The following is a 26,666-nucleotide window of genomic DNA, read 5'->3' as shown; positions in this document are numbered from 1 at the left end:
TCATTGCCTGGTCTCCAGCGCGAAAGGGGCACCCCGGGTTTGCCATTGAGCATCGGGAACAATCACGATCTTGCCAAGGTAATCATTGCCACGATTGACGAAGTAGGTTTCGGCTTCATGGAGTTCGGAAAGCTTGAACGCGGCATGCAGCACCGGCTTCAACTGGCCACTACGAATCCAGGCCACCAGTTGTTCGGCCTCTTCACGGGTACCGTGGGAAACCCCGAAAATCTGCACTTGATAGAGGTAAATTCGGGTCCACAATATCTCGCTGACATTACTTCCGCTCGCCCCGGCAATACTCAGGCGAGGGTAAGTCGTGCGCTGCTTCATGTCGAATATCATGGCATCGATGAAACGGTCGGTCATTTCGCCGCCGACCAGATCCATTACCGCATCGAGGGGTCGGCCATCGGTCAGCGCGCGAACCTTATCGGTGAAATTGGCCATGTCCGAACGGTCGATGACAGCCTGCGCACCCAAGGCCAGCAGTGCTTCGGCCTTTTCCTGCTGGCTCAAGGCGTAAGGAATCGCGCCCATCACCCGGCATAACTGTATCAAGGCCGTGCCTACCCCACCGCTGGCCCCGGTCACCAAGACGCGCTCACCCGCCTTTACACCTGCTGCATTGAGCATATGCAGGGCGGTCTGGTAGGAACACATTCCCATGGCGGCGAGCTCGGCATCGGCCAGCTCCGGGTTATCCACGCGATGGAATTGATCCGAGGGCACGGCGATATATTCGGCAAAGCCGCCATCGGCACCATGGCCGTAGTAATCCGGAACCAGGTTGATGTCGCGTCGCTCGTCAGGGTAGAGGTTGAAGTCGAGAAGCCCCCGCTCACCGATACGCGCGATATCGACATCTTCGCCGACCGCCACTACATGCCCGACCACATCAGCCCCTTGAATTCGCGGGAAGGTGAGCGTCGCGGAACCGCCCATCTGAAAGGACGTCACTTCGCCTTTATCCTTGGTGGGATAAAGCCCTTCACGCGCCTTGCGGTCGGTGTTGTTTTTCGCCGTCGCCGTGACGCGTACCAGCACCTCGCCTTTTTCAGGGGCGGGCGTCGGGACATCTTCACGGTACTTGAGCTTGTCGATGCCACCATGCCCAGTCAGCAGCATTGCCGCCATGCGGGTGGGTATTTCCAATGAATCGTTCTCCAGAGAGCTATCGGGCTTCATGGAATTTCTCCTCGCGTTGGGCGCAAATTTTTTGCCAAGCATGGCCTGGGTGAAAAAATTATAGGAAGTAATAAAAGATGAAACCCAATGTCACTGCCATGAAAGCGAAAGCCAGCAACGCAAGCAGACCGTCCCTCGCCATCAGCGATAGGCCAAACAAGGTAAGCGCTAACCCCGCGCCATTGGCCGTAAACGGTACCACTTCCATCGGCGGCATCGCCAGCGCGATGAGAATGCAGGCAATGGCAATCGCATAAGTACCTATTCCTTTAGTGAAAACTGTCAAGCGAGGCCGAAGAAAGCGATCAAGAAACTTTGCCGGCGGCCGCATCCACTTGATTGCCTTGTGGAATTTCTGCTTTTCAACGAAACGGTCCAGCAGCCAATTCGGTAGCCAGAAATAACGCCGTCCCAAAATCAATTGGCCCGCCACGATAAATACCACCGCTGCCATCACGGTAGGCACGCCTGGTATATCGCCCACCACAGGCAATAGGGTAATAATCCCGGGAAACAGCAGGAGCGGGCCGAACGACCTACGGCCTATCGAGGAAACCACATCTCTAACCCTGACTGTTTTATCCTGGTTTCCCTCGGCTTGACTGAAACGATCCAGCATCTGCTCCAAATCAGCGGGTTCGTTCGGGCTATCCATCAACGGCTCCTCCCTGCCTGAATAAGTTCAGTTTGCATAAGCCAGGCTCTGCTGGAAATCTCAGTGACCTCATTTCATTGCCACATGCATCGCATCATGTACGAGTCTGGAAGATAGCGCTACATTGACGACTGCCCCTACCTGCCTATTCTGGAGCCGCCGTCATGTACATTGATTACTTCTCTCTCCCGTGTGAATCGCCTATCGGTCTGCTGCAACTGCGCGCCACCGACCAAGGCATCACCCATATCGATTATGTAGAGAATGAGCTTGAACCCGTTCGCAGCCACCCATTACTCGAACGCTGCAAGACACAACTGGAAGAATATTTCACCGGGAGACGTCAACACTTCGACATCCCCTTGGCGGCTGCCGGCACGCCTTTTCAACAGCGGGTATGGGCGCAGCTGAGTGCCATTCCCTATGGCACTACCTGCAGTTATTCAGCGATTGCCGCACGCCTGCAGCAGCCCACCGCAGCTCGCGCCGTCGGCATGGCAAATAGCCGCAATCCCATTGTGATCGTCGTCCCTTGTCATCGAGTTATTGGTGGCAACGGGAGCTTGACCGGTTATGCAGGTGGGCTCCCTCGCAAACAGTGGTTGCTTCACCATGAAGCATAATGATGAACTTGCGCCGACCAAACACTTGAACTTTATAACCCAAGCACCCTATCCCGCAGTCTTCCATAGTAGGGCTGAGGTATTGTCAGAGACGCCAATGTCATCCACTGGTGAGGACGCATACTTAATAGCATTAATGAACACATATCCTTCTTAATTGGCCTCCCAACTCTCTTCTTCTCCACTGCCCAAGCAAGTATCTTACGATTTATTGCAGCCCTTAAATAATGCCTTTCAAGCCAAGACAGACCAACCTCACACTCCTTCTTCAAATCGAAGCAAGGATGAATATGAATCACATTGCTCTTGTTGCTTACAACACCGCTATTATGAAGCAACCACATACTCGTAACTGTGGGGTCATAGTGAACCATCTTGAGGTTGCATATCGCTTTCAACCAAAAATATACATCTCCGGCACGCTGATATCGCCCAACAGGAAACCCTCCCAGGTCGATGAACCTATCACGACGTATGCATGCACCGTTCATGTGAATAAAATCAGAGCGAGAAAACGCAGCTAGAGCTTCCTGACGACTCAGGACACCGCTTTTCAAGGAGTCCCTTCGTGGGACTAATCTATCTCCCTTCATCTTCTGAAAGGCGTTGACAAAAAGCTCAGTGGATGGGTTGTCCGAAATGGCGTCAGCAAACCTCGAAAGATGATCGTAAACAAGCAAATCATCGGCATCAAAAAAAACCAACCACTTGGATGTTGCCTGCTGTGCACCATAATTCCGCGCAGCATAGCCGCCAGGTCCCGGTTTGTCTCGCTGATATAATCGCAGTCTTCCCTTGCGCTCCTCTTGCAACAAGAGCTGAAGAGATCCATCCGTTGATGCATCATCAACTACAATGATCTCAAAATTTTTCAAGGTCTGATTATATAGACACGCAAGCGAGTCCATCAAAGTTGAAACCTTGTTATGTACTGGCACTATCACCGAAAATAAATTCATGAACCCACCTTATTCATCCGATTAAATTGATCTTGGAAAAAACTGGTAATATTTCAGGAAGGCCCACACTGATAAATCCTTAATGGCACACATTGACTGTCAACCGGATAATTCATGTATTCAACAGCAGGTGAAAAAAAGAAACCTTCGACTAACCCTATTGTAACGATACTGGCTTTCTTTAACTGCCCCCTGCGCAAAAGCTTGAATATCATAAACAAATCTAAACCCATGATCATTAGTAGCTTATGAGTAGTGCGATACTTCCTGGTGACAAATATTCTATTCCTTATCAAGTATCTATGATATTTAAGGCGTGCGTCACTGCTTTCAGAAATTATATTCAGCACCCCTTTCTCTTGTCGTAAATGCATCACCCTGCTGGCACCGACAACAAACCCGGGAACATCTTTCGTTATTCTTAATGTATACTCGGTATCTTCACCCCAGATAAACATGGCGGAAATAGGCAAACCATACTTTTCCAAGGTACTGCGAGGGACAAGAATAGATACAAAAGTTGCGCGATCGACGGCGACCACACCATATTGAGCAAACTTTGGCCAATCCTGGTAACCAATGTGATTCTTTGTTTTGTCAATGGACGGTGAGTTGGTCACATAACCATTTTCCGTGAAAGCAGTGGAAATCAGATATGCTCTATCAATGCCATTCTTATCGAGTGTACTGTCTGCCTCAGTCAGCCTTTGCAAGGCACGCGGCTCCGGAATAACATCATCATCCATCATCCAGACAAAATCGGCACCTTCCTGATAAGCAATACGAAACCCGGCATTGAACCCACCAGCGGCACCTACATTATTCGAAAGCAAATACACCTTAAGATTAGGATAGTCCAATTCACTCAGCATCTTTTGTGTATCATCATTACTGGCATTGTCAACGACAATCACCTGATCACAAGAGCGTGTTTGTGAATAAATGGCACCTAGACATTGTTGGAGCAAATCCTGCCGATTGTAGGTGAGTACCACCGCGATCACCTTGCTCATAGCGCCTCCTGCCAAAATGTGTCCTTGAAAGAACTCAGCCGTTTGTCGAGTACCACATCAAAACAGGGTCTCGGCACGCTCGGATATCAAGGGTCAAGTCGAGTCTTTCTCTAAAATGATTCCAGATACGCTATCGCTCCGGAATGCGTAGGCATGTTTCTGAGGCCTTACGATCGAACGAAGCCGATGGATACATTCAGCCAGGCAACTATGAAACTGAGTTAACCCGCCAGAGGCGAGCTCATTCAGTCACTCGGTGACAGACAGATACGCAGTTTCTAACCGGAAGTCAGTCCGCATACTTTTTCTTCGCAATCAGTAATTCATTATTGGAGTCTACCCAACCCGCCACGGCCATCTCGTTCAACAAATGGCCAACGAGGATCTTGGAACCGAGATTATTCAAGTGAAAACTGTCGTAATAAAGCAGCTTTCCATCAAGCTCCGCAGTGCAGCGGTCAGGAATGAAAGTATTGCAGAACACCGACTCCGGCTTGACTCTTACGAGGTTCTTGTGATCCTCCAACTGGTCGAAGTGATGGTAGGTCGATGCCACCCTTTCGACAAAAACGTCATGACTCGTGCTCAGTGGTTCTGTCCTCTCGATGCCGTACATAACTTCCTTGGCAAGGTGAATCGGCACATTCCAGCCCACTTCGGGAATCGGATAGACAAGCATCACTTTCTTTCCCGCCTCAAGGAGTGAGCGCACGGTGTCACGCATCAGCTGCCCCATGATCTCTACCCTGTCGTCGTCACCCATGGAGTTCTTCAAGGGTATCGCATACAGCTCATGGCCAGCTTCTACCCCCCCCTCGCGATTGTCGAACCTCTTGCCCTCGAACTGGAGAGGGTAGCGTGCCGCCATCACAACGATCTCGATTTCCTCGTGATCGATCAGGAAATCGATGGCTTCTTCGTTGTATCGCGTGCACCCATCCATGCCATCACTCCTTCTGTAACCCACGATCGGCAAGCAGTTGGTATGCACCAGCTGCTTGATGCCATGCCCCTGGGTCTCCAGCCTTCGTTCCAGGTTCTTCACGAGCGTACCCGCCTGACTATCCCCCCAGAGCGCCAATAGGCGCGGTTTCTCGCCATTGAAAACACATGAGGATTCCGGGGAAACATAGTGCCCCGGAAGCACCTGGCACTCACGGACCCTGGGATCCCGGTCATCAACCATCTCGGCGAGTTGCACCGCACGTGGATCCAGTCTCCCCGGAACCCCCTGCGACACAGCCCCATAAAGCCCGAGACCGATCAGCAGAACTGACACCCCTGCCGCTCCGGCGAAGACCTGGTTGCGGCCAATGAATGCCTTGTTCCTGAAAGGTTTTTCAACGAAACGCCAGGAAAAATAGGATAACACCAGGGTCAGAACACACAGCATCAGGTAATCATTGCTCGACAGCGCCACAAGACTCTTTTCCCTGGCGAACACGAACACCGGCTGATGCCACAGGTAAATGCTATAGCTCATCAAGCCGATACCCACGATCGGCTTCCAGCCAAGCCACCTGCCCGACCACGTATCGTTCCGGGAAAATAGGATCACCAGGCTCGTCCCCATGACAGGAATCAGCGTCCACAAGCTGGGAAAAGGGGTGTCATCATCGAACATCACCACCGAATAGAGGATCATCGCCAAGCCCGCGAAAGCCCCCAGGTCGCGGAAGGCACTCCTGAATCTTAGCTCGCGACCATGCAAGGCGATGGCGATCATCGCCCCGGCCAATAGCTCCCAGGCACGAGTGGGAAGCAAGTAAAAATTAGCCGACGGGTGCGTCCGGGATCCCCATTCCGCCAGGCCAAGGCTGAGAATGGATACCAGCAACAAGGTCAGGAAGAAGTGCTCTTTCCTCAACCGCCTGACGAAGAGGAGAAATAGCGGGAAGAAGACATAGAACTGCTCCTCGACAGCCAGGCTCCAGGTATGCAGTAGCGGCTTCAGTTCTGCCGGTCCGGCAAAATAATCGATCTGCTGCCAGAAGAAGATATTCGATACGAAGGCATTGACGGCCATGATACTCTGGCTCAACTCCTTGAAGTCATTCGGCAGCATCCACATCCAGGCGAAGGGAAGGCAAATCATGGTAATGAAGAAGAGTGCCGGTAATATTCGCCTTGCTCGCCTTTCGTAGAAACGGATAAGCGAGAAATTTCCGCCGACCATTTCGTTGTAGATGATATTGGTGATCAGATATCCGCTGATGACGAAGAAGACATCGACCCCGACATAACCACCATTGAAAAAATCGAACCCTGCATGATAGAGAACTACTGGAATCACGGCGACTGCCCTGAGCCCATCGACTTCTGGCCTATAAAATAGTTTCATTACATGAACCTTTTATCAGAACACTTTAAAATCTGAAATCCACCATGCATTCAGCCATGGGAGGAACGTCCGTTTCTGGTTTAAAAATAAAGATTAAATGACCGGCCAAGAGGAATCATGACGCTCACCTGGCACGAGCCCCTGCATGCCACTAAGGGGAATACCAATGACCAGGTCGTAACCTTTCCTCTGAACACGAAACAAGGACGCAGCGATGTCTTCGCTCAAATCGCTATAGCGATTTTTAATTCATGGTTATTCCCCGCCTTTTACCAGAGATACTAATATAAATTAAAAAAGTTAGCCGTTTAAAAGTGGTTATATTTTTCAAGCATAGCTATCTTAGCAAGCGATGCCGAATGCTCCTTGGAATATTATTATAAACGAATCTTACAAAAGGAATAGGGAAGTAATAGAAAGGAGCCTTTAGTTGCCATAGCTTTTTCAAACTGATCTTGAAGGAATTAAATGTATATCCCAAACGATTTCCAACTTCATAGCTCTGACCATCGTGAAGTCGCTTGATAGTTAGCGGCATATCCACTCGGTAGAATATATAACCTTTCCTGAGGGCACGAATCCACAGGTCGATATCGACCTGCCGGACCAATGCTTCATCATAGCCCCCAACCTGATCAAGGAATCGCCGAGTAAACAGGACAGAGCTGTGGTTTATCGGATTATGAACATAAAATCTGTCACGCCCCATTGGTGTGACTGAGAACGCCCCCTTGGCATCCAACTCTCCTTCCCCTTCCCCATAAACAATCTGGGTCGCCGTGACGACCAGTTCCGCATCTGGAAACAGACTGGCAGCAACCGCCTGCTGTTCCAATTTCTCGGGTAGCCATTTGTCGTCAGCATCAATATTGGCCAACCACCGGTGTCGAGCATGGCTGACAGCGAGGTTCAGCGCCCTCGAGCGCCCGATACCTTGCGTATTCACTAGTTGAACCGGAATTGGAGCCGTACGACGTAACTTCTTGAGCACTTCCCAAGTATCATCATCGGACCCATCGTTGACCACAACGACTTCTTGTGGGGGATAGGTCTGAGAGAAAACTGAAGAAAGGCTGGACTCCAAGTATCTGGAGCCATTCTTGACAGTCATTATGGCAGAGATTTTAATCTGATCCATCAGCCACCTCCATGGCGTCAAACAAGCTTACCGATGAAAAGTCCCATGGTGACTAAATCAAACAAAATAGCAGCCATGAACAGGAAGGTTCTATCGTAATCCATTAGGTTCTTGGCACCATGCTTGGGCGCCTCCCTGTCCAGACCACAATATGGGAATATTCTCTGCTATCGCATCTTGATATTGACTATTTTCCACATCAAGAACTTTACCTTATTCTTTATTAAACGTGTCCCAAGCTCATCGTTTGGATTATATATGCAATTATCAGTCAAGCAGAAAACAGGCTTCCTTGCTTCCTGACAAATAAGCCTTGCCTGGTCAGAGTTCTCCTCGATAAACAACTCCGCCGCTGAAGCCATAAACGTCTCGACCTTGAATCTGACAAGAGAATCCATTGCCATGACATTGGTATCGTTATTGACCATGACGAGATTTCGATATGAAATTCCGTCGCTCGCCAGACAGGTTTCCACCTCATGGCGGTTTGATTCTTTCTGGCAAGTAACGATTGTATCAATGACTCTCGAGGGGATATAACGAAAGCGCATGGCAACTTTATCGCCGTCAGGCTCACCTTGGTTGATCATTCCCTCGAGGCAAATACAGGATCTATTTATGACATTATGATGGAAAATGTTCCATTCGAAAGCTCTTGGATGGGGAAGAAAATCAAGAATTATGTCCACATCATTCCTGATCGGTTTGCTTGAGTAGACAGCTAGGGTCGATGCACGAGACGCTAACCAGCCGGGAAGTGCATCGATTTCACTTTTCATCGATTTACCAGTCATTATACTATCATCCACAATAAGGACTTTTTTCGCCTCCCAAGGAAAGCTCAATTCTTTCCTCAGTCCTCGGGTAATCCCTCTTTTCAATGGATAGTTGTTCACCCAGGATGAGATATCCGTGCAATTCACATTCAGTGCAAGTGCAATCATGTAAGCGGGCACCATTCCACTTCTGGGGATACCGACGACCAAGTCCCAGTCACCGGAAAATTTCCCGAAATTCTTTGTAATGTCCCTGCCGAGATCGCCGTATGATTTGAACCAGATATGCATCGAAATTTCTCCGTGATCTCACACCAAATGTATTTAGCAATAGTTATCCCGAACCCCGCTCAGGTTCATTTGATGCGGCTACGCAGCCGATTGTAATAAGGTTGGGGCACCAACAATGAAATGGCGTGCAACCATAGCCGCATATTCATCTCTCCAAGCTTTAATGCCTCCAGGTCCAGGCGCACTGACTGGCCGAGCTGTTTTTTCTCCACCGCCCAGGAAAGCACCTTACGATTGATCGCCAGGCGCAACTGTCGGCGTTCATCGCGCGGTAATTGCGAATCGTAGTCTTTCAAAAGATCAATCCCGGGATGTAAATCGATAAGATTGCGCTTGTCGCGAGTGACATCACTGTGTTCAAGCAGGCACAAGCTGGTAATAGTGGCGTTGTAGTGAATCGCCTCCAGCTCGCACAGCGCCTTTAACCAGAAATACACATCGCCTCCGCGGCGGTAACGACCGGCTGGAAAGCCATCCAACGCCAAAAACCGCTCGCGTCGGATACAGGCACCGTTCATATGAATGAAGTCAAAACGCGCAAAGGCGGTCAGGGCTTCCAGGCGATTCAGCCGGTTAACGGGGACCCCTTCGATACGCGGCAAGCGTCGCTGACCTTCCATCTTCTGATAGGCGTTGATGAATAGTTCGATATCCGGGTAATGAGCGATGGCATCGGCGAAGCACGACAAGTGATCGAATAGCAGAATGCCATCGGCATCGAAGAACACCAGCCACTCTGCGGAGGATTTACCGGCACCGAAATTGCGCGCGGCGTAGCCTCCCGGTGTCGGCGGACTACGCTGAAAAAGCTTCAATAAGCCGGCCTGTTCGTGCTCACGCAATACGTCAAGGGAACCATCGGTGGAACCGTCGTCCACGGCGATCACTTCAAAGTCCCGGAATGTCTGGCGATACACACATTCCAAAGAATCAGATAAGGTCGTCACCTTGTTATAGACCGGCATGACCACCGAAAAAAAAGCCATATCAGTAGGTTTCCTTTATTGTTATAAGGACAATGTTATAAGGACAATAATGTCGAGGGGCGTAATGCATGGTTTGCTACATCAGCTTGGCAAGCACGCTAAATGGCACAGAGCAGTTTCATGAAGCACGCGAGGCCGCACTGAGAGTGGGCTGTTTGAGTGGGTCTTGCAGGGTGTCGTTAAAGGCCGGGCTCTCTATTCCCATCGCTTCCAGCATCACTGCATTGACCTTATGGACGTCGTACCTGTCTTGAGCAATCTCGTGGGAGCGCCGCCCCATGGTTTGCACCAGAGCGGGATGATCGATGAAATGCTGCATGGCCTCGACAAGTGCATCGACGTCTTTTACCGGTATCAAGTAGCCGTTATCGCCTTCAATAACGGTTTCACGGCAGCCGGGGGCATCGGTGGTGATCACCGCACGTCCCATGGCCATAGCTTCCAATACCGAGCGTGGTGTGCCTTCCCGGTAATAGCTGGGCAGCACATAGACACTGCAGTCGGCAATTGCTGGGCGCACGTCGCTCAGCCAACCCAACTGTGCGATGGTGCCTTCCTCCACCCAGGTATCCAGCTCATCCTGGGTAATGCTGTCAGGATTGCTGTCGACGCCACCGGCCAGCTGAAACACCATTTCAGGGTGCTGCTGCTTGATGCGTCGTGCAGCGCTTGCGTACTGACGCACACCCTTGTCGCCCAGCAAACGAGCGATCAGCAAGAAACGCGGTGGGCCTTCCGGCAAGGGAGCCACCGCGAAATGGGTCATGTCCACCCCTGAGCCATTGAGAACCTGCGAAGGCACACGCTTGGAAAGTATTCCCAGCTCACGAAACAACGCTTCATCATCGGGGTTCTGAAAAAATACCCTGTCCGCCCTATTCAGGGCTGCCGCATACAGCCTGCGCACCACCTGAAACACCAGGGCACGCTTACCGCGAGCCTCTCCTGCAAAAGCATATCCCAGGCCGGTGATCAATGCGTAACGCTTGGGAACCTTGGCCAGCCAAGCCGCCAATAGCCCATAGACGACCGGCTTGATGGTGTACCCTAGAACGGCTTCCGGGCGAATGCTGCGCATCAAGCGGTACAGTGCTTGCAGCGTCACAAGATCGCGCCAGGGGTTCAGGCCCGTGCGTTGCATGGGGATATCGTGAGTCACTACCCCCCAGGCCTCGAGTTTCCGGCGAGTCGTTGGGGCATCACCGAGCCCGGGAGCCGCCGCATGCACTTCCAGTCCTGCCTTGATCAGTGCCTGCACCAGCGGCCCCCGAAAATTGACCAGGGAATTACTTGAACCGGAAACCAGCAGAAAGCGGCGATTCGATGTGGCAACCTTAGGATTCATAAGAACTCCTCGACGGAACACCAGGCAGCACCTGAGCCTTGCGCTTTTTACCTGGCGTTGAATAGGTGTGTGTCTAAGGGGATGCACCGGATATGAATGGTCTTGAGCGTTCAGTCGGCCGGAAAAGTGTCGCTACGGAAAAGAGAGCTGCTAGGCACTTTCCTTCATGACGTCTTTCAGCACCTGACAGGTCTTATCGATCTCGTCTCGAGTAAGCGTGGGATGACACAAGAACATCAGGCTGGTTTGACCAAGCTCGCGTGCCACAGGCAGCCGAATTTCCGGTTGCCAGCCGGTGTCCTCGAAGGCCTTTTCGAGATACACCTCGGAACAGGCTCCCGAGAAACAGGGCACACCGCGCTTGTTGATCTCATCCAGAATCCGGTCGCGATTCCAGCCTGGCTTAAGCCGTTGCGGCTCGATGAATACATAACATTTATAGGCAGCATGCTCGGAGCCCTCGCTTAGGCTGCCGGATGCTTCGCCGGAAGAAAAAACCGGCACCCGTAAGCCAGGACACTCGACCGCCGTTCGCCAGATGTTTTGCGCATTGGCTTGACGCACAGCGCTCCATTCGGGCATGCGCGCAAGCTGGATGCGCCCGATGGCGGCCTGCATTTCCGTCATGCGCCAGTTGGTGCCGAAGCTTTCGTGCAGCCAGCGGAAGCCCGGTGGATGCTCACGCTCGTAGACCGCTTCCCAGCTCTTGCCGTGGTCCTTGTAGGCCCACATGCGCCGCCACAGCGTCTCATCATTGGTGGTGACCATGCCGCCTTCACCGCCGGTGGACATGATCTTGTCCTGGCAGAACGACCAGCAGCCCACGTGGCCGATGCTGCCCACGCTGCGTCCGCGGTAGCGGGCGCCATGGGCTTGGGCGCAATCCTCGATCACGCAAAGACTGTGCTGTTCGGCCAGCGCCATCAGCTTATCCATCTCGCAGGGCCAGCCGGCCAGATGCACCGCAATGATCGCGCGGGTCTTGGGGGTGATCTTTTCGGCGACCGTGGCCGCGGTGATGTTCTGGGAACCCCGGTCGATATCGGCAAATACCGGCACCGCACCGGCGGTGACGATACTGGAGACCGAGGCCAGGAAAGTTCGCGAGGTGACGATCACCTCATCGCGTCCCCGACCCTCGCCTTCACCGATGCCCAGCCCCTTCAGCGCCAGATCCAGCGCCGTGGTGCCGTTGGAAACGGCAATCGCATGGTCGCTTTCGGAAAACTGCGCGAATTCGCGCTCGAACTGGCGGCCCTCCTGGCCGGTCCAGTAGTTCACCTGGTTGGAAAGCAGCACACGCTGCACTGCCTGGGCCTCTTCTTCGGTAAAGGAAGGCCAGGGGGAAAAAGGTCCATTAAGCATCAGAGATTACAAGCCATAAATTTGATAGAAAATTACATGTAATAAAGCTGATAGAAATTTACATGTAATAACGGCTTTGCTACACAGAAACCTCAACCAAGGTATCAAACTTGGCAAACGCCTTGCCCAGCTGGTAACTGTATGGAATTAGCTCCCGACCTTGATAATCATCAATCAACATCTGGACATGATTCGCGCCTGCCATGTGAGTAAATGGATAGCCACCACCGAACCTTGGATTAAGTTCAAGAAGATAAAACCTTCCATCTCTCTCAAAGAAATCACAATCCATATTTCCTCGATGAGGCAATACAGAAACAAGTTTCTCGACAATAGCCGAAAAAGGATCAGGAGAAACAGTCACGGATTTATCCGTTTCACCGGCACGCATGCAAGTTTTTCTTTTTACTGAAAATCCAATAAATTTCTCATTTTTTCCATAGAGAACATCCACGCCGAACTCAGATCCTACTATGACTTCCTGAATGATTACTGCATTCTCAGTACCCAGTGAGGCCAAGGCACTTTTGGCAACCGCATTTTTGCATGCCTGAAAAGTTGCTTCCAAATCATCTTCTGATTCCACAACAAACAAGCCAATAGAGGCGCTTCCCCACCGGGGTTTTACAATCAATGGAAACCTTACCTCACCTAACTTGAGGGCTCTCAGAGCTTTGTCAATTGAAATAAAAGTTTCAGGCGTATCAATACCGAGTTCTCTCGCAAACTGATAGGTATGCCACTTATCAGAACAGATCTGATAGGTCTCAACCGGTGGAACATAAACCGTAGCCCCCGTTTCCCGTTCAAACTGATCTCGATTTTCAGCCAGCAACCCGATCTCAAGATCATTGAGAGAAAAAACCATATCAACTTTTTCTTTAATAACTACTTCTTTCAAGGCGTCAAGATAATTTTCCGAAAACACTCCAGGGAGCTTATGGGCGGCATCGCATGCTTGCAATGCCGGGGAAGACAAATCCATATCCGTACCCACTACACGTCCAGTCTGGCCAAGAGCCTGATTAAAGTAGGAGGCGAGGTAGTGGCGCCGGCCGGCGCATGCGAGAAGTACATTTACCATGCGATTACAGGCCTGCTTGCTTAAAACTTCATCATAAACTCCATTAGCGGCCCATTCATCGCGAAGTATGGCTACAACCGAACGCCCCTTCAGTTCGCCGTGAGAGTAAATATCGTCTTTTAGGAAACCTTCAACAGACCAGCCAATTTTCTTTACAGAATTGTTGGCTTTGTGATTATTTCCCAGCTGATATCCATAAACCCGATTCAATCCAAGTTCAATAAAACCGTAATTTGTAATGATCTTATAGGCCTCTCGCCCGTATCCACCAGACCAATAATCTTTTCCAATAAAAATATAGAGTTCCGCTTTTTTGACTACCCTATCCACATTGACATAACCACCGAAGCCAATCACATCACCCGACTTGCTTTCAAGCGCAAAGTCAACTCGATTAGCGGCTAGAACATTCTTTGAAAACCAAGCTTCTGTTTTAGCTAAGGAGGTCGGATAATCAAAGTTCAGTGTCGCTTGAACGGCTGGATCGTTTATGTACTCGACCCTTTTAGACAAATGTCTTTTTTCTAAAGGTACCAAAACAAGACGAGAACCCTCAAGAGTAGTTCTTTGAGTTGCACTCATACTTATATCTCCTTATAAACGGATGACTGAAGATTCAAAAGACCACCCGTATGCCAAAAAACAACATGACTACCAGGCGCAATCTCCCCAGCCTCCACAAGCTGAGCCAGACCAAACATTGCCTTGCCCGTGTATGTCAGATCTAACGGAATTCCCTCAGCCCGGATCACAGACTGCACAAACGCCATTAACTCCGGGCCATACTGCTCATACCCCCCAAACCGGTATTCATCCCGGAAATCCACTCGCTCTTCGGAAATCCCTGCGGGTAACAGTTTGACAACCTCTTCAATGCCACGCTGCTTCATCCGGGCAACTGAGATACCAACAACAGCCGTGTTCCAGCCTTGCTGTTCCACACCTGCGAGTAAGCCTGCCTGAGTTCCACCTGTGCCAGATGCATGGACGATGTAATCCGGTGCTACCGGTAGTTCCGCTACAGCTTCAGCGTATGCCTCTACACCTTCCGCCGCGTGCCCGCCGCCGGGAATCACACAAACCGACTGTCCTTTTTCAACACAGCCTTGTTCCAGGCGTTCGATCGTCGGGCCAATCTCCTGACTAGTAACGTAGTGGGTAATAGCCCCCGCACTGCGATAGAAAAACGAATTGCCCACGGTGCTCGTTTCTGATTCCTGACCATGCAGCACAAGATGCACCTGACAACCGAGCTGTGCGCCCATTAATGCAACAACTCGTGCATGGTTGGATTCGGCACCGCCATTGGTGATTATTACCTTGGGAAGCCCAAAATTTAAAATATATGACTGAAGAATCGCAAATGTTTTGCGGACTTTATTGCCGCCAATGTACTGCGGAATAAGATCATCACGCTTCGCCCAAAGGTCAATCCCCCAGACACCTGACAAACGTTTAAGTTGGTGTAAAGGTGATGGATACGTTGGTGTGGCAATCATATACAACTCAACTCTTTAAAAAATTTGGAAATTACCACAACCATTATTATTTCTGAAAATAAGCGCCAAGCACTCAGGCCCGCTCTTGAATTTCAAGCAATAAAACAACTACCGCGAAGGCGCCAAAAATAAATAAAGTCAAACTTAACCTTCAAGAGCCAGCAGATATTTTTGGGTAGTTTCATAAACTCCCCAGCGCATAAGGTCATTTGGAGTTCCAGGGTTTCCAATCAAGGTCGGCTTAGAACTTGGAAAAACCTTCGGGAACTTCAACACCTCAAACATTTTATTAGCGTATAGATATTTATTACTCCAAAAAAATAAAATATATATATATATTTTATTTAAATTAAGATCACCTTTCCCATATTCCAAAATAAAGTCATTGAAACTTTTCACTGATGCAGAGCTCATTCTTTTTTTGAGCCGTCTAACGCTGTCGTATCGATAGTTAAACCCAGCTCCGTTCTTTTTCATGCCAAACAAATGTCTCGAAACCCCTTTTTCTTCAAGGATTCTTCTAGGAATTGGACGATCATAATTACCACCCACTGAAAATGGGCGAAGCTCCTCACTATTACTAATTCTGGAAATGCTAGGCCAGCTAAGCGCGCCAAAAAGAGGGAGTGGTATCAAAATATAACCAACTCGAAGACGATTCTCTATCATAGAAGTTCCAGCGAAAACTTCATCAGCAACTCGCATTTCGTCATTCACATCGTTCCAATTCTTGTCCCAAAGCTTGTCACCTCTTTCACCCATAAATACAGCTTTTCCGGCCCAAAGATCTTCAAATGCTGAAAAAACGATGCCTGTACCAAGCTCACCTGATGATAGAAATTCAGCTTCAATTAGATCATCTCTATTCAAGTATTCGTTCGCGTCACGATATTCTACTTGACCAAAATTAAGAGCTTTTGAAATTTCACGACCATCATCTTCTCGATACTTTTCGGGCGAATTAAAAGAGCATAAAATCTCGCACCCTACTTCAGCCGCTTTTGCACTACAAGCGGCTGCATCATAGCCATTTGAAATGGTCGAACAAAAATCAAATTTATTTTCTCTTTGGGAGCTCGTTATATTAGATTTAAACTTTTCAAGATATAAAGACAAGCTTTTATTATAGTGCTCGAAATTAGAGAAGGCCGGCGGCTTTGGTCTCTCTTTCTCAACAACATTCAGCTCGCGATCAATCTTAATATTTTTTAAGTAATGTATTCCTACTTTCCCTTCTTTAGTTGGAACTTCTTTTACGTATCCATTTACACCGTTGAGTATCGAAGCGAAATCACTCTCATAACCATAATAATCATTGCAAATAATTTGTCTCGAACAGGCCAAAATAAATGGAAAGCTATTAGAAAAATACAGCTTACCCTCTAACCTTGATGAATAAATTCTCTCTAAAGCATGTCCAGGAGTTGAAATTAATACGCCATCGTCCAAAAATTTTCCGCCTGACCCTAAAAAAAAATGAGATTTATCGAATCCCATATCACTAACGTCACCATCCCAGCCACCTTCAAAAAAACCATTGCCAAATATCTCAACAAACTTGCCATGGTGTAGCACTGCTTTACCATTTTTCTCGAAAATCATACACCAAGATAAAGGCGGCAACTTTTCGGACTTTATAAAATCAATATCAAACATATTATATTTAGCCTCGAAAAATTAATAGGAATTATGAAAAGCGCTTATAAAAAACATAAGAACTGGCTTATAAATCATCGCCCCTCCGCTCATCGCTTAATTTCTGATAAACCTCGGAAGGAACCACCACCACTCCCTCGCGCTTGATTACCTGGCAAATGGTCTTGAAGATAATCTTGATATCCAGCCACAACGTTTGCGTTTTCACGTACTGCACATCGTAAGCAAGGCGGCCATTCCAGGTGGTCGCATTACGCCCCGTAACTTGCGCCAGCCCCGTAATCCCAGGCCGAACCGTATGCCGAAGCATCTCTTCCTCAGTGTAATAGTCCATATATTCCATCAACAACGGTCGCGGCCCCACCAAACTCATATCCCCCTTCAACACATTCCAAAGCTCCGGCAGCTCATCCAGACTAGTAGAGCGTAGAAATCGACCAAACGGAGTGATCCGTTCAGAGTCAGGCAGCGGTTTACCTTCAGCGTTATAAGCATCGCGCATGCTGCGGAACTTGACCATCTTGAAGGGCTTTCCATGAAGCCCCGGCCGCACTTGGCGAAACAATACAGGCGCACCCAACTTATAGCGGACCAACAAAGCCATGATAGCAAGTACCGGCGAGAGTAATATCAACCCGATCAGAGAAGCGATAAAATCAAATTGACGCTTGAACATGGGCCACCTCTCATCAGGGTTAAAGATATAAAACTTTATGAGTAATAAAAGGAAGACAAACGTATTTATTTTTCAACAAGTTAAGTAGTGCAGATTGGTTACGACTTTATTAGTATTCTTATCCGCTTATTACTGATACAGGTTGATAGGAAACGGATAATGGTAATACAGGTTTGGCTCTACCTACCGAGTAGTAAGTGAATCCTTTCGCCACCATTCGGCGCGGTTCATAAAGATTGCGCCCATCGAAGATGGTCGGTTCGGAAAGCTGGGTTTTGATCAGTTCGAAATCAGGAGCCCGGAAGTTTTGCCACTCGGTGACGATAATCAAGGCATCGGTATTCTTTAACGCTGCTTCTTTGGTGCCGCAAAGGGTCAAGTTCTCATGGCTGCCGTAGAGGCGCTGAGCCTCTTCCATAGCCTCCGGGTCATAGGCCTGCACCTTGGCTCCTGCGTCCCAAAGCGCTTCCATAAGCACGCGGCTGGGTGCATCCCGCATGTCATCGGTATTAGGCTTGAACGAAAGTCCCCAGATGGCAAACGTCTTATCCTTCAGCTGTGCATTGAAGTGCTGGCTTATTTTCTGGAACAGTGTGGTTTTCTGCTCTTGGTTACGCGATTCCACTGCCTTGAGTAGCTTGGCGTCAAAATCGATGGCATCCGAGGTGTGGATAAGCGCCTGCAAGTCCTTGGGGAAGCATGAACCGCCATAGCCCACACCAGGATAAATGAAGTGATAGCCAATGCGTGGGTCGGAGCCGATTCCTTGACGCACCGCTTCGATATCGGCCCCCAGACGCTCAGCCAGGTTCGCCATCTCATTCATGAAACTGATCTTGGTAGCCAGCATGCAGTTGGCTGCGTACTTGGTCAGTTCGGCACTCTTTACATCCATCACGATGATCTTGTCGTGATTACGATTGAAGGGGGCATAAAGCTCACGCATGGCTTCGATAGTGGCCTCGCACTCGGTACCGATGATGATACGGTCGGGCCGCTGGCAATCGGCGACCGCGCTGCCTTCCTTGAGAAACTCCGGGTTGGACACCACGTCAAAGCCGATATCGTTGCGGCCACGCTTTTTCAATACCTTTTCTATCTCGGCGCGCACCCTGTCGGCGCTGCCCACCGGCACGGTGGATTTGTTGATGATGATCTGGTCGCGCTCCATGTGCTCGCCGATGGTGGCGGCCACGGTGAGAACGTACTTGAGGTCGGCACTACCGTCTTCGTCCGGGGGGGTTCCCACGGCGATAAACTGAACTTGACCGTGTTTGACCCCCGCGACCGCATCGGTAGTGAATTCAAGCCGACCGGCAGCGTGGTTCTCTTTTACCAGCGACTCCAGACCCGGCTCATAGATGGGAATGATGCCCAGTCCGAGTTGTACGACCTTATTATCATCCACATCGACGCAAACCACGTGATGACCGACTTCCGCCAAGGTGGCGCCTTGAACCAGGCCCACGTAACCCGTTCCGAAAACTGTAACGTTCATTGGCTTTCCTGCTGAGAATTGGTGTGAAGAGAAGAAGAGAGAAAGATGTTTCACCTAAGTGAGTCAGGCGTTTCACTCAAGATGGCAGTGGTTTTATTCGACGAGTTTTTATTCGACGAACAGCTATTTAACGAGGATTTATCTAGCGAGGGTTTATCCAGCGAATAGTAGTCTCGATACCATTTGACGAAGTTGGCGACGCCTTGGAGGATCGGTGTGGATGGCTTGTAACCGACCGTTTTTTCCAATTCACTTGAATCCGCATAGGTATCGGGAACGTCACCGGGTTGCAGGGGCAGCAGTTCCTTGATGGCCTTCTTGCCCAAGGCTTTCTCAATGGCTTCGATATACACGCTGATCGTCACCGGATCGTTGTTGCCGATGTTGAAAAGGCGAAACGGTGCATTGCTGGTGGCCGGATCGGGGCTGTCGCTGTTCCACTCCAAAGCGGGAGTCGCAATGTGGTCACTGGCGCGAATGATCCCCTCCACGATGTCGTCCACGTAGGTGAAGTCACGTGTATGACGGCCATGATTGAAGACCTGGATGGGCTCATCGGCCAGAATGTTCCTGGTGAACTTGAAAAGCGCCATGTCCGGGCGACCCCAGGGACCATAGACGGTAAAAAACCGCAGCCCGGTGGTTGGCAGTCTGAACAGATGACTATAACTGTGGGCCATCATCTCGTTGGCTTTCTTGGTGGCGGCGTAAAACTGCAACGGATGATTGGCCCCTTCATGCTCGGAAAACGGCATTCGCGTATTGGCGCCGTAGACACTGCTGGTGCTGGCGTAAGTCAGGTGCGCGATGTCAGCGTAGCGGCACGCCTCCAATACATTGGTAAAGCCAATCAAGTTGCTTTCCACATAACTATGGGGATTTTCCAGCGAATAGCGCACACCGGCTTGGGCAGCCAGATGAATGACCCGGTCGAAGCGATGCTCATTGAAGCATTCCGTCACCGCCTGTTGATCGGCCAGATTGGCACGAATGGAAAGGTAGTCACTTCGCGTCTCGGCTGCCGTCTGTTCAAGAAGCTCCAGGCGCGCTTCCTTGATAGCGGGGTCGTAATAGTCATTGACGTTATCGAAGCCGACGACACTATCTCCACGCTCCAGCAACCGCCTGGCAGTGTGAAAGCCGATGAACCCGGCATGACCGGTAACTAGAATCTTCATTTAATCACTCCATGACGAGGCGATCGTGGGCATTAGGGGGATGGAACAAAGACAGCGTTTACTTCAATGGCGGACAAGACGCTGTATATGCCGCCACCCCACTCGCCTCAGGCCATCCAACGTCAAGGGCACCAAGGCCACTGAGCGCACCATGGCAAGGATCGGGCGTGGAAGCTCGTTCAGGCATAAGGTTCGAGGCAGCCCGGTATAGGGAAACCAACGCTTACGATAGGAGCCTTGGCGGGCGGAAAGCGGTACGTCGCCCGTGAAACGGGAAGGCACTGCATACCAGGCATAGTTGCCCTTCAACGTTTCTATCTCGTCAGGGCCGGGTTGCAGGAATTCGAAATCGATGATCTTGAGACCTTGGCAAGGGTCGTAGATAAGATCTTGTGGATTGAGGTCGATGCACTCGTAACCAAGACGACGATAATGCAGGATGACGGCTCTCACGCGCTCGATGGTCCAGATAGGCAGCAAACCATGGTGAGAAAAAGGCGCCCGAGGCGATAGTATGCGTTCCATCCGGTCGGCATAGCGCTCGAATACCAGGTAATGAGGCCCTACTTCCAGCAGTCGCGACACTTCAGGCAAGGAGGCACCTAACTCACGGGCCTTCACTTCACGCTCCAGATAGCGCTCGCGTCCGGGGCGAAACGTCTTGCAAATCGCCTCGGTGCCGTGAAAATCCACCAACTCTACCTTGGCCCGGCATAGCTGTTTACTCAGGTCGGCCAGTACCGGGTAAGGCGTCCGAAATGCCGCATTATGCCGCTGGGCTGTCTCACGTATTTTATCGATCTGCTGCGGTACCAGTGTCTTGAGATAGTCATGTGCCTGAGCCGCGTTGCAGGACAAATGCACGGGATTGCATTGTTCCTGCGTGGTACCTGCCTGATTGATCTTGGCTCTAATCTTTGCCTTGACCGTAAGCACTCGCACATTGTCGATCCGTCCAGGGGCGTCTCTCGAAGACGTGACTTCCGCGACAGGATGTACATCATGCACAATCAGCAGCTGGGCCGGCAGGCCGCCACTCACCGGCCAGGCATCACGCTCCTGGTCCTCATCGTGAATCCGCTGGGCTAGCGCCTGCCGTTGTCCTTCTATGATCGGCACGTCACACAACACATTGAAACCATAACGATCAAGTAAGCTGCGCAGGGTATCCAGATACGCCTGCCCACGCTCTCTGACCAGTAAAATGCTAATTCCTGATAGCCACTCTTGCTGGTCGTCATTCCATTGTCTGTTCGTCATAGCTTTTCTCCTTGTGCTAAAGAGAGCGCTTTAAAGAGTGCTTGAGAATGCTCTTGAGAATGCTCTTGAGAAAATTATTGCTTTTCACCCTTCCTTGGTTACTGGTTTCAATACGGGCTCGAGACGAGCAACCGCTCTCAAGGTGGCATTTGTCCCCGGGCGCTGACGTCGCGTTTGAGGGAGCATTGCCTGACGCGCTTCCCATACCAGATCGGCTATTTCGTCCAGGGGATGGTAGTCCAGAGGTGCCGACTGCAATAGTTGGCGGATACGCAGATGGTCGGTCGCGATAAAGGCCTGCTCCAGTTCCTGTAAAAAGGCCTCCAGCCGGGGCCATTCCCAGAAACGCTCTTTCGAGGTCATGATGCGATCGTGACGCGTCTTGCTGACGTCATGGCCGATCAACAATTCCTCGAAAAGCTTTTCCCCGGGACGCAAGCCGGAGTAGACGATTTCTATATCCCCTTCCGGATGCTCGGCGTCTTTCACCTCCAGTCCCGAAAGACGCACCATATTCCTTGCCAGATCGTGAATGCGTACCGGTTCCCCCATGTCGAGCACGAACACTTCACCGCCCTCACCCATGGCACCAGCCTGGATAACCAGCTGGGCGGCTTCGGGAATCGTCATGAAATAACGGGTGATGTCAGGGTGAGTCACCTTGATGGGGCCGCCCTGCTCGATCTGCTTGCGAAACACCGGCACAACGGAGCCACTCGACCCCAGGACATTGCCAAAGCGCACCATGCAGAAACGTGTGCCGGACTGCGCATAGGCGAAGGCTTGGCAGATAAGCTCGGTCAAGCGCTTGGAAGCGCCCATGGCATTGGTGGGGCGAACCGCTTTATCGGTGGATACCACCACGAAGGTTTCCACCCCCGCCGCCATCGCCGCCTTGGCAAGATGCAAGGTACCGAAGACGTTATTGCTTACCCCTTGTACGAGATTAAATTCGACCATCGGCACATGCTTGTAGGCTGCGGCATGGTAGACGGTATGCACCTCGAAGCTTTCGAATACTGCCTTGAGGCTGCCCGAATGCTGCACCGAGATAAGCAGTGGTTTCAGCTCGCAGCGCGACTGGGTGCTCTCGATATGCTGTTTCAATTCCTGCTCGATGGCGTAAAGCGCAAATTCGCAGTTGTCGACAAGCAGTAGGCGAACGGGATTCTGAGCAAGGATCTGACGGCACAGCTCACTGCCAATCGACCCTCCGGCACCGGTCACCATGACTGCCTTATCGCGAATATTGGCTTCCATCAGCTCGGGAAAGGCAGGCACTGACTCACGGCCGAGCAAATCTTCGAGCGCTACCTCGCGAAGCTCGCTGATCTTGGCCCGCCCGGCGATCACATCGGCGCTGCCGGGGATCGTCTTGAGAGGCACGGAAAGGTCCGAAAGCCAGTGCAATATCTCGCGGCGGCGCCAACGTGGTGCACTGGGGATAGCCAACAGCACCATGGCGACCTGGTGTTCCTGAACCAGAGCGGCCAGTGCTACCGGCTGATGTACCCGCAGCCCTTCGACCATGGCGCCTTCCAGACCCCGCCAGTCATCGACGAAAGCCACAGGCTCGTATTCGCCCCCGTTGCGAAGCGCGGCAACCAGCTCGCAACCGGCAGCCCCGGCCCCATAGATCACCACAGGTTTGCGCTGACGACGCTGGCTATGGCGATACAGCTCGCGCAGCAGAAAACGCAGGCTGCCGATACCCAACAGCAAGAGCAGCGCATAGATAACGATGATGGATGGCCCGATGGAATGTCCCGCCAAGTAACTGGCCGGTGCCACTAACAGGGCCGATGTCACCACGACAATGACGACTGTCGGGACGGTGACATGGCTCATGTAGCGAATCACCACGCGGTACAGCCCGAGCCAGTGGAAAAACAAGAGACTTATCGGCACCAACCAGCCGATGGTCATCCACAAGGAAGTATTTCTCGGCGGCTGCAGGCTTTCCAGGTGAATCATGGTCGCCAGCTGCAGGCTACCCGCCACAATCACGCCATCCAGCACGACAAGCACCCTGCGCTTTATCCAACGCGGCGTCATCGATAACGACTTCATTAAACTAGCCATGTTTGCCCCTTATGTTCTTACTTGCCGAGCTTCCTTGCGGATTGTCCAGTCACGATGTTGACGGCGGCATTTCAGGGGGAATCGAGAACCAGACCATGACGCGAAGTGGCCACCGAGCCTTGCCGATAGAAATGCCAACAGATCACCAGTACCATCCAGAATAGCGTCGCACGCAGGCCGTTATGGGTGGTGGAGTAGATCAAAGGCCCGGCCACCCCAGCCCAGACGTAAAGCGGAGCACGACGCAGTGCGATGGCTATGGTCAACAGGAAAAGCACCAGCCCCGGCAGGCCATAGGCAAACAACATGTTGACGAAGGAGGAATGAATTTCGTGCCCATCGTAGGGAGCGAAACGCTCGTTTTCGCCTTCTCCCGCCCCGAAGATGGCGTATTCAGGAAAGTTCATCAGCCGGTCGAACTTGCGCTCTTCATAGACGCTATCCACCTTGCCTGGTGCTCTGTCCATGCGCGCTTCCAGGTTGCGCAACACTTGCCCGTCCGAACTGATATTGGCCACCAACACACCCCCCAGCAGTAGAGGGAGCAACAACAACAGGCGAGCGAAGTACTTGACCTGTCGGGCATTAGCCATGGCCCAGCCGACTAATACCATGACGCCCCCTCCCATGGCTGCCAACGACGAAGCCGCTAGAATCCCCAGCACGCCGGAAGCCAGCCCGGCCAAACTCAAGAATCTCATCTGTGGGTGAAAATCATCGAGCAACAACAGCACCACCACGCCACATAGCGAAAAATAGGCCAGCTGATTGGGGTTGTTGAAACTTCCGGTGGTACGGTTGATCCCTAAAGCCAATTGCACCAACACTTGGCTACCCGCGATCAGTAGCGCAATGGATACACCATTGCGGATAATTCCCTTGGCGCGTTCGCCGTAAACACTCAGAAAACGCAGCAACGCGATACCTACCAGGAAATTGAACAGGAAAAATTGGGCGGGCCTGAAAAAGCTGGTGGTTCCCATCACCAACGTCCAGCCAAGGCACACCAGCACCACCCAGAGCACCATCATTCCCCAGCATATGGCGAAGGGTGAGACTTTCAGACGTTCGTCTCCCAGTGACATTACAAGCATCGCGCCGGCAAAGCCGATCAATGCAAAATCAGTCAGCTGGGGCCCACCACTGGGAAACAAATAAAGGCTGCTTAGTGAAAGACCCAGGAACAGCAGTAGCGCACCGATTAGATTCATGGCGACACCTTTTTTTCTACCGTGGCTAAAGATTAGCCATCATCTGGAAGGTATGGTTACGGCTGGCCAGGTCGTCATAGGTACCGGCATCGCTCACCCGGCCGTCCTCGAGCATATAGATGATGTCGCATTCCTTGACCGTCGCCAGACGATGGGCAATCAGCACCACGGTCATCTGGCCGGAAAACCGCTGGATGTCTTCCATGACGCGACGCTCGGTAATGCCGTCCAAGGCGCTGGTGGCTTCGTCGAACACCAATACTCTGGCTTGCTGGTAAAGGGCGCGGGCGATACCCAGACGTTGGCGCTGGCCCCCGGATATCTGCACACCGCGCTCGCCTATGCGTGTTTCGAGACCTTCGGGAAATTTTTCGATCAGATCGTCGAGTTGCGCCATATGCAGCGCCTCCTTGACCCTCTCGACGTCGATATCCTTGCGATCAATCGCAAAGGCGACATTTTCCAGGATGCTGGCATCGGACAGAAATATCTGTTGCGGAACAAAACCGATGCCCGCCTGCCAATGGCGCAAATTTTCTTGCGTCAGGGGTACATCATCAATCAGGATTTGGCCTTTCTGAGGTTCAACCAGGCCCAGCAATAGATCCACAGCGGTACTCTTGCCACTGCCGGAGGCTCCCACCAGGCCCACCATCTGGTTGACTGGAATCGTCAGCGTCAGCCCATCCAGTGCCAATGCCCGTGTTCCGGGGTAGTCGAAGACCACGTCCTGCAGCTTGATCTCTCGTCGAGGCACCCATGGCGTTATCCGCGCATCCGGCTGAGCCTCAATCGCTGCGTAACCTTTTTTCGATTCACAGCGGCTCGCGATCAAATCCTCACGAATCGTGTCATAGGCTGCCAAGTTGCCGCGGATTTTGGTGATAGAGGTATAGATCTTTTGAAAACCGGGCAGCATCTTGAAACCGGCTAAAGCATAGATCGAAAGTGCCGGCAGAATTGCGCCTAGGTTACCTTCGTAGAGGTTAAGCAGATAAAGCACCAGCAAGATCAGCGAACCGAAAGCCACCAGTTCGATGGCGTAACGCGGGGCTTCACTTAATCCCTGTGTCACTCCCTGGCCCCGCGCAATGCGATTGCTGGCCTTCTCGAAACGCGAGGTAAACCCCGCCTGGCGATGCAATAAAAGCAGGTCCTTGATGCCGCCGAATCCTTCGCTCATCAGCTTGAAGCGTTTGGATTGAGCCTCGGAAACCCGCTTTCCATGAATGGTCAGAAAACGGCGCACCGTTTGATAAAGCAGTAGATAGGCGCCAATGAAAATCACCAAACCGGATATCGCCACCACCGGGTTGTAGAGAAAAATCGCCAAGGTCATCAGGGTCACCATGATCGACTTGGCATTCAGCTCCATGGCAGGATTGATGATCTTTGTGGTCACTCGTTGGACTTCTGCGGATACCTTGTTGACCAGGCCGCTGGTGTTCTGACTGGAATGAAACAACCACGGCTGGTGCAAGTAATAGTGGTAGAGGCGGCTCGAGAGTTCCGCCCCCACCTGAGCGCTGTAAAGCGCCAACCGCCAGGTGGTATACATGGAAAACACTGCCGCCAGTAACAGCACACCGAGCACCATGGCGCCCAATAAGCTCAGGAAGTCCTTGGGGCTTTGCATGCCGCTGAAGGTATAAGCCCAGGCAAGCCAACCATCCCCCTGGAGCTTGCTCATATCACCCACCACCGCCATGAAAGGACCAATGGCGATCACACTGGCGATCTGAGTCAGGGCCATGATAATGATCAGCATCTGGAGCCTCAGCAATCGACGCCTTTGTTGCTGAGTCAATAATGAATAGAATTCGCGTAATTGCTTCAGCATAG

21 protein-coding genes are annotated in these 26,666 nt (G+C 51.3%); 1 reads left to right on the top strand and 20 read right to left on the bottom strand.

Annotated features, from left to right (window positions below):
• Together GPM19_RS04810 and GPM19_RS04805 are read right to left on the bottom strand one after the other, a co-directional pair.
• Positions 1-1,188, bottom strand: a complete 1,188-nt coding sequence (locus GPM19_RS04810) for a zinc-binding dehydrogenase (RefSeq protein ID WP_160417758.1) — start codon at positions 1,186-1,188, stop codon at positions 1-3.
• Positions 1,189-1,246: 58 nt separating this feature from the next.
• A complete protein-coding gene (locus GPM19_RS04805) occupies positions 1,247-1,843 on the bottom strand; it encodes an exopolysaccharide biosynthesis protein (protein WP_160417757.1) in 597 nt (198 codons plus the stop codon).
• A 164-nt stretch (positions 1,844-2,007) separates the two neighbouring features.
• Here GPM19_RS04805 and GPM19_RS04800 point away from each other — a divergent pair, with 164 nt between their 5' ends.
• Entirely contained in the window at positions 2,008-2,466 is a 459-nt protein-coding gene (locus tag GPM19_RS04800; RefSeq protein ID WP_160417756.1) for a methylated-DNA--[protein]-cysteine S-methyltransferase, read from the top strand.
• 32 nt (positions 2,467-2,498) lie between these two features.
• Here GPM19_RS04800 and GPM19_RS04795 read toward each other — a convergent pair whose 3' ends face one another.
• The 18 genes from GPM19_RS04795 to GPM19_RS04710 all read right to left on the bottom strand — a co-directional run bounded on the left by GPM19_RS04795 (position 2,499) and on the right by GPM19_RS04710 (position 26,664).
• Entirely contained in the window at positions 2,499-3,425 is a 927-nt protein-coding gene (locus GPM19_RS04795) for a glycosyltransferase family A protein (RefSeq protein WP_160417755.1), read from the bottom strand.
• A gap of 53 nt (positions 3,426-3,478) precedes the next feature.
• Positions 3,479-4,438, bottom strand: coding sequence for a glycosyltransferase family 2 protein (locus GPM19_RS04790; protein WP_160417754.1), 960 nt, complete (start codon positions 4,436-4,438; stop codon positions 3,479-3,481).
• 289 nt (positions 4,439-4,727) lie between these two features.
• The gene (locus GPM19_RS04785) at positions 4,728-6,779 is read right to left on the bottom strand and encodes an acyltransferase family protein (protein ID WP_160417753.1); all 2,052 of its coding nucleotides are present in this window, start codon (positions 6,777-6,779) and stop codon (positions 4,728-4,730) included.
• Positions 6,780-7,116: 337 nt separating this feature from the next.
• Complete coding sequence (locus GPM19_RS04780) at positions 7,117-7,917, bottom strand: glycosyltransferase family 2 protein (RefSeq protein WP_160417752.1); 801 nt, start codon at positions 7,915-7,917, stop codon at positions 7,117-7,119.
• 167 nt (positions 7,918-8,084) lie between these two features.
• Positions 8,085-8,984, bottom strand: coding sequence for a phosphoribosyltransferase (locus GPM19_RS04775; RefSeq protein ID WP_160417751.1), 900 nt, complete (start codon positions 8,982-8,984; stop codon positions 8,085-8,087).
• Positions 8,985-9,049: 65 nt separating this feature from the next.
• Complete coding sequence (locus GPM19_RS04770; protein WP_160417750.1) at positions 9,050-9,970, bottom strand: glycosyltransferase family 2 protein; 921 nt, start codon at positions 9,968-9,970, stop codon at positions 9,050-9,052.
• 118 nt (positions 9,971-10,088) lie between these two features.
• Positions 10,089-11,315 carry a glycosyltransferase family 4 protein gene (locus tag GPM19_RS04765; protein WP_160417749.1) on the bottom strand — a complete coding sequence of 409 codons (1,227 nt, stop codon included), beginning with the start codon at positions 11,313-11,315 and terminating at the stop codon, positions 10,089-10,091.
• Between the two features lie 150 nt (positions 11,316-11,465).
• On the bottom strand, positions 11,466-12,680 hold the full coding sequence (locus GPM19_RS04760; protein ID WP_160417748.1) for a DegT/DnrJ/EryC1/StrS family aminotransferase: 1,215 nt from the start codon (positions 12,678-12,680) through the stop codon (positions 11,466-11,468).
• Between the two features lie 79 nt (positions 12,681-12,759).
• Positions 12,760-14,346 carry a GNAT family N-acetyltransferase gene (locus tag GPM19_RS04755; protein WP_160417747.1) on the bottom strand — a complete coding sequence of 529 codons (1,587 nt, stop codon included), beginning with the start codon at positions 14,344-14,346 and terminating at the stop codon, positions 12,760-12,762.
• Between the two features lie 2 nt (positions 14,347-14,348).
• A complete protein-coding gene (locus GPM19_RS04750) occupies positions 14,349-15,263 on the bottom strand; it encodes a 1-aminocyclopropane-1-carboxylate deaminase/D-cysteine desulfhydrase (RefSeq protein WP_160417746.1) in 915 nt (304 codons plus the stop codon).
• A gap of 144 nt (positions 15,264-15,407) precedes the next feature.
• A complete protein-coding gene (locus tag GPM19_RS04745; protein ID WP_160417745.1) occupies positions 15,408-16,919 on the bottom strand; it encodes a hypothetical protein in 1,512 nt (503 codons plus the stop codon).
• A gap of 67 nt (positions 16,920-16,986) precedes the next feature.
• Positions 16,987-17,595: a sugar transferase gene (locus tag GPM19_RS04740; protein ID WP_160417744.1), complete on the bottom strand. Its 609-nt coding sequence runs from the start codon at positions 17,593-17,595 to the stop codon at positions 16,987-16,989.
• Positions 17,596-17,713: 118 nt separating this feature from the next.
• Complete coding sequence (locus tag GPM19_RS04735; RefSeq protein ID WP_160417743.1) at positions 17,714-19,093, bottom strand: UDP-glucose dehydrogenase family protein; 1,380 nt, start codon at positions 19,091-19,093, stop codon at positions 17,714-17,716.
• Positions 19,094-19,143: 50 nt separating this feature from the next.
• Positions 19,144-20,271: an NAD-dependent epimerase gene (locus GPM19_RS04730; RefSeq protein ID WP_160417742.1), complete on the bottom strand. Its 1,128-nt coding sequence runs from the start codon at positions 20,269-20,271 to the stop codon at positions 19,144-19,146.
• Between the two features lie 63 nt (positions 20,272-20,334).
• Entirely contained in the window at positions 20,335-21,531 is a 1,197-nt protein-coding gene (locus tag GPM19_RS04725) for a hypothetical protein (protein WP_160417741.1), read from the bottom strand.
• An 84-nt stretch (positions 21,532-21,615) separates the two neighbouring features.
• Positions 21,616-23,613: a polysaccharide biosynthesis protein gene (locus tag GPM19_RS04720; RefSeq protein ID WP_160417740.1), complete on the bottom strand. Its 1,998-nt coding sequence runs from the start codon at positions 23,611-23,613 to the stop codon at positions 21,616-21,618.
• Positions 23,614-23,684: 71 nt separating this feature from the next.
• Positions 23,685-24,824, bottom strand: coding sequence for an O-antigen ligase family protein (locus GPM19_RS04715; protein ID WP_160417739.1), 1,140 nt, complete (start codon positions 24,822-24,824; stop codon positions 23,685-23,687).
• A 25-nt stretch (positions 24,825-24,849) separates the two neighbouring features.
• Complete coding sequence (locus GPM19_RS04710) at positions 24,850-26,664, bottom strand: ABC transporter ATP-binding protein (protein WP_160417738.1); 1,815 nt, start codon at positions 26,662-26,664, stop codon at positions 24,850-24,852.
• Positions 26,665-26,666: the final 2 nt, after the last annotated feature.

This window comes from Vreelandella zhuhanensis (genome assembly GCF_009793355.1).
Classification (GTDB): Bacteria; Pseudomonadota; Gammaproteobacteria; order Pseudomonadales; family Halomonadaceae; genus Vreelandella; species Vreelandella zhuhanensis.
The sequence above is the reverse complement of the archived record's forward strand: the minus strand, read 5'-3'. Positions and strand labels throughout refer to the sequence as shown.

Bases quoted from the DNA above. Each gene is read 5' to 3' on its own strand.
- GPM19_RS04725 (WP_160417741.1), bottom strand. From the start codon at position 21,531: ATGACGAACAGACAATGGAATGACGACCAGCAAGAGTGGCTATCAGGA.
- GPM19_RS04750 (WP_160417746.1), bottom strand. From the start codon at position 15,263: ATGATTGCCACACCAACGTATCCATCACCTTTACACCAACTTAAACGT.
- GPM19_RS04745 (WP_160417745.1), bottom strand. From the start codon at position 16,919: ATGTTTGATATTGATTTTATAAAGTCCGAAAAGTTGCCGCCTTTATCT.
- GPM19_RS04730 (WP_160417742.1), bottom strand. From the start codon at position 20,271: ATGAAGATTCTAGTTACCGGTCATGCCGGGTTCATCGGCTTTCACACT.
- GPM19_RS04765 (WP_160417749.1), bottom strand. From the start codon at position 11,315: ATGAATCCTAAGGTTGCCACATCGAATCGCCGCTTTCTGCTGGTTTCC.
- GPM19_RS04795 (WP_160417755.1), bottom strand. From the start codon at position 3,425: ATGAATTTATTTTCGGTGATAGTGCCAGTACATAACAAGGTTTCAACT.
- GPM19_RS04790 (WP_160417754.1), bottom strand. From the start codon at position 4,438: ATGAGCAAGGTGATCGCGGTGGTACTCACCTACAATCGGCAGGATTTG.
- GPM19_RS04740 (WP_160417744.1), bottom strand. From the start codon at position 17,595: ATGTTCAAGCGTCAATTTGATTTTATCGCTTCTCTGATCGGGTTGATA.
- GPM19_RS04810 (WP_160417758.1), bottom strand. From the start codon at position 1,188: ATGAAGCCCGATAGCTCTCTGGAGAACGATTCATTGGAAATACCCACC.
- GPM19_RS04780 (WP_160417752.1), bottom strand. From the start codon at position 7,917: ATGGATCAGATTAAAATCTCTGCCATAATGACTGTCAAGAATGGCTCC.
- GPM19_RS04760 (WP_160417748.1), bottom strand. From the start codon at position 12,680: ATGCTTAATGGACCTTTTTCCCCCTGGCCTTCCTTTACCGAAGAAGAG.
- GPM19_RS04755 (WP_160417747.1), bottom strand. From the start codon at position 14,346: ATGAGTGCAACTCAAAGAACTACTCTTGAGGGTTCTCGTCTTGTTTTG.
- GPM19_RS04775 (WP_160417751.1), bottom strand. From the start codon at position 8,984: ATGCATATCTGGTTCAAATCATACGGCGATCTCGGCAGGGACATTACA.
- GPM19_RS04785 (WP_160417753.1), bottom strand. From the start codon at position 6,779: ATGAAACTATTTTATAGGCCAGAAGTCGATGGGCTCAGGGCAGTCGCC.
- GPM19_RS04720 (WP_160417740.1), bottom strand. From the start codon at position 23,613: ATGGCTAGTTTAATGAAGTCGTTATCGATGACGCCGCGTTGGATAAAG.
- GPM19_RS04805 (WP_160417757.1), bottom strand. From the start codon at position 1,843: ATGGATAGCCCGAACGAACCCGCTGATTTGGAGCAGATGCTGGATCGT.
- GPM19_RS04710 (WP_160417738.1), bottom strand. From the start codon at position 26,664: ATGCTGAAGCAATTACGCGAATTCTATTCATTATTGACTCAGCAACAA.
- GPM19_RS04800 (WP_160417756.1), top strand. From the start codon at position 2,008: ATGTACATTGATTACTTCTCTCTCCCGTGTGAATCGCCTATCGGTCTG.
- GPM19_RS04715 (WP_160417739.1), bottom strand. From the start codon at position 24,824: ATGAATCTAATCGGTGCGCTACTGCTGTTCCTGGGTCTTTCACTAAGC.
- GPM19_RS04770 (WP_160417750.1), bottom strand. From the start codon at position 9,970: ATGGCTTTTTTTTCGGTGGTCATGCCGGTCTATAACAAGGTGACGACC.
- GPM19_RS04735 (WP_160417743.1), bottom strand. From the start codon at position 19,093: ATGAACGTTACAGTTTTCGGAACGGGTTACGTGGGCCTGGTTCAAGGC.